At 48.8% G+C, this 3,880-nt stretch carries 2 protein-coding genes; both read right to left on the bottom strand.

The annotated features are described in order from the left end of the window. Positions 1–204 (bottom strand): hypothetical protein (locus tag LKK83_RS12320; RefSeq protein ID WP_324631437.1); only part of this gene is annotated, 204 nt, incomplete at its 3' end. Between the two features lie 367 nt (positions 205–571). Further along, positions 572–3,697: a helicase-related protein gene (locus LKK83_RS12315; RefSeq protein ID WP_324631436.1), complete on the bottom strand. Its 3,126-nt coding sequence runs from the start codon at positions 3,695–3,697 to the stop codon at positions 572–574. Positions 3,698–3,880 lie beyond the last annotated feature (183 nt).

Raw genomic sequence — 3,880 nt, 5'->3', positions numbered from 1 at the left:
CATCCACTCGGCAACCCGATGGTTCTCCCTGGAGCAAATCGGATTTAAAAGCGTTAGTCGATCGCGATTTTGGTGAATGAGACTGCGACGAGCAGGAAGAAGAGAGTTTGGCGTAACCCCCGACCAACCACCAATAACCGACAAGCAATGAGAGATATAACGAATCACCGATGCAGATAAGCCGGTTTCCTGGCTAAGCTCCATTTGACTTATGCCATGAGATTGCACGATCTCGTCTAAATTACAGTTGCAGACAATTTCCACCGTCAAATCTTGGAGAGTTTGTCGTTCCTCGTCAGGTACATGAGGAGGAGGAGAAAATTTGGAGATGGTTTAGGAGTTGTCTTCTAATCGTTCTCTCCAATTTTAGGAGGAGACAGACCGCAGCCCTTTTCTAAAGGATTGTCAGCACAAGGGAGGCAATGCTTGCGTATTTTGGCCTCGGGAACAGGGGCTGCTGTTAGCGATAGATGTGAGAGAAGCAGGAATGACAGATTTTATACTTTTAAACGAAATTTCCCCTGAAGCTGGAAGCGCGCGCCGTACCGCTGCTCGATCGCCGTCGGGTCGTTCACGGGGCTGGCGACACAAAAGGTGAGATGCGATCGAGCAACGCTTCAAATAGGGGATTGCCAAAATTCATCAGATGCAATGAGGGATTTTGTTCGTAAACTTCAGGGGAAAAGGTGACGAGAGACTTGCGGTGATTTTCGGTTATCTCGATCGCCCCGTTTTCCAGGGGTTTGAACTGGATTCCCATTTTTGCAAAAAGTTTAGAATTAACAAACAAATTTTCGATATTTTGTGGTAAAATGGGAGTGGTGGGTAGCGGTTGGCGAATTTCTCTGAGGTCGGATTCCACATCCATTGCCACCATTTCTTCTAAGGCGGGACGCAAGGGCGGTGTTTCTAAGACAGTATCGAATTCGCTTAGCATCACCCCTTCTTCTTCCGGATCGGCACTCATCGCCGCCCGTTCGATGAAGGTGGGAACGCGGGCTAAAATCGGTTGCAAGTTGCCGACAATGGTTTGAAAGGCATCGATGCGATCGCGCAATTTTCGGTAAACTTTCGCCTCCACTGTGCCATCATAATACAAGTTGTGAATTCTCACGGTGGTGTAGTGTTGGCCGATGCGGTCTAAGCGTCCGATCCGTTGTTCCACGCGCATGGGATTCCAGGGCATATCGTAGTTAATCAACAGGCCACAAGTTTGCAAATTTAACCCTTCAGCAGCGGATTCGGTACAGAGTAAAATTTTGATGCGTCCTTCTCGAAATTGGGATTTAATGTGTTCTTTGGGAACGGTTCGCCAACTTCCCGACTGGTACAGTTCGCCGCCGCGTCCGGAATAGCAGGCCACTTGCGATCCGTATAATTGTTGTAACGCCGATCGCAAATAGTCCATCGTGTCAGTGTATTGGGTGAAAGCGATCGCACTTTCGCGGTGGGCGAGTTCTTGACGCAAAATCCCGATAAAATGAGAGAGTTTGCTATCTTCGCCGGTATTTTCAAACTGGCGTAACAGGTTTTCTAAATAGGCGATTTCTTCCGGATCTGCCCGTTCAAAATACGACTCCATGCCTTCGAGAATCGCATCATCGGCATCGTCTAAATCGTTAAGATCGTCATCGGTTAAGCTGATGCCTTCGAGTCGGCGTTGCAGGGATTCGCGGATGGCATAAAAAGAACTGGTGAGGCGTTTGCGATACAGCGTCATTAAAAATCCTAACGCTTTGCGGTTCTCTTTTTGGGCTAAATTATAAAAGTGGCGAACGTAGTCGCTGACTGCGCGATACAGGGGAATTTCCCGATCGCTTTCCAAGACGATCGCATTATCTGTGACTTCCCGTTGGGGAATATCTCGGTCTAACAATCCTCGGCGATAGTATTGGCGCAAAGTATCGCGGGTGTGGCGAAACATCAAATCTTTGAGAGGTGTATTGACGGTGAGATATTGGCGGGAAGCGGTGAGAAAGGGTCGATCTTGGGCGTATTGTTTGGCGTTTACCATCGGTTTGCCGGTTTGCCAGATATCGCGCAGTTTGTATGCCATCAGGCGATCGCGCTTTTGTAGGTAGTCTTGCAGTTGGGGACAGGGGGAACCGCCTTCCTGGAAATAATCCACTGCCATTTGCTGCCAGAATTCTAAAGTGTGGCGATCGGGTTTATCCGAGAGAGAGGCGAAATACTGACAAAAATTATCGCCATAAGACCAATGTCCTTGCAATCCCAGCAGATGCAATAAGTCGAAAATCTCGATCGCATCGATTTGCATCGGTGTGGCGGACAGTAACAGCAGCGATCGCGTTTGTGCTGTCAATTGCTGCATTAATTGCAGGAGGCGATTGGGGGTGTCTTTGCGGTTTTGCGGACTTTGCCGACGGGCGTGATGCGCCTCATCCAGTACGATTAAATCCCAAGGTTGTGCTGATAGCAATTCTCTCATGCGATCGCTGCGGCGGACGAGATGGGAAGAAGCGATCGCTAAGTTCTGACAATCCCAAGGATTTGCTGAGGGTGGCGGGGTGAATTTGGCAGAGTTGCGATCGGCAGGAATGAACTCGCCTTGCTGATAACTCCAAAAGTGCAGGTTAAATTTTTCTCGCAATTCTTCATGCCATTGGGGTTGAATGCTGGCCGGGGTTAAGATTAAAACGCGCTTGACTTTTTTGCTGATGAGTAAGTAGCGCAATATCAATCCAGTTTCGATGGTTTTTCCCAAACCGACTTCATCGGCAATCAGGAAACTTTGGGGGAATTTTTCGGCAATTCGGCGTAAAATTTTCAGTTGATGCGGCCAAGGTTGAATCGGAATGGATTTCAGGCAAAAGTCGAGACAACCGGGGGATTGATGTAAGGTTCGTAGCTGGTGAAAGGCGTCGGTTTCTTGGGGTTCTGGAGGTTCTGGAAGTGGGGGTGAGGCGCTTGAGGCGGTGGGTAAAGGACGGGTGTCAAATTCGCTTTGCGGCGTCCAAGTTGGGGGGCGATCGCCGCTGTAGCGCAACAGTTTATTTTTGACGGCTTCCGGGATATCAAATACCTGCACATTTGGGGCTAAATTGTCCCACAACTGGTCAAAGCGGAAAATTTCTTCTTGCACTCGTTCTAAGTCGCGATCGCCTTCCCAGGAACAATAAACGTGAAAGGATTCCACGTTATTTTCCCAACCGGCGAGAGATTCGTTATTGGAACCGCTAAAGGCGATTTTATCCCCCTGGGCGTCGAGTAAGATTCCTACTTTTTCATGGAACAGATGATGGCGATCGCAAACCGTTTCCGAGTCTTCTGGAATGCCGGTGGTTTTCACGGGGACGGCGATTTTAATATCGAGATAGTGGTTTTGAATCAGCCAACTGAGAATCTCGAAGTGTTTGAGTTGGGCGAAATTTTCCGGCGGGGTTAACTCCGCATCCAAACGCAACGCGATCGCCTCTCGCAGGGCATATCCTTGTTGGATTGCGGCTAAATCTTGGGGGCTAAATTGACAACCCATAATCAAGCGAATCCGCCCGCCATTGTGCAGCATCGCCCCCAAACCCCGCCCCACCTTGCTGAGAATCGCGCTATTGAAAAAACCGGACTTGCGATCGTATTGGATCGCGCATTCGAGGGCGGGGATATAAAAATCTGCGATCGGATTGTTTTCGTTGCTGGAATAGCTGATCCGCCAGTCTTTATCTTGGAAGTTTATCATATTTGGAGGGAACGGAGAATGAGATATTTATTGAGATATTGTACCCTTTTCAATTAACTGATAACCCCACGATCCGCCGGGGATTATAAATCTGCGTCTCATAGCAACACCCGCCGGGGGATAAATCCCCCGTCTAATAGCTCAAGTCGGTTGAAACCGACTGAAATGCTTCTTTGGTAACGT

Origin of the sequence: Phormidium sp. CCY1219 (assembly GCF_035615515.1) — a bacterium.
Lineage (GTDB): Bacteria > Cyanobacteriota > Cyanobacteriia > Cyanobacteriales > Laspinemataceae > CCY1219.
The sequence above is the reverse complement of the archived record's forward strand: the minus strand, read 5'-3'. Positions and strand labels throughout refer to the sequence as shown.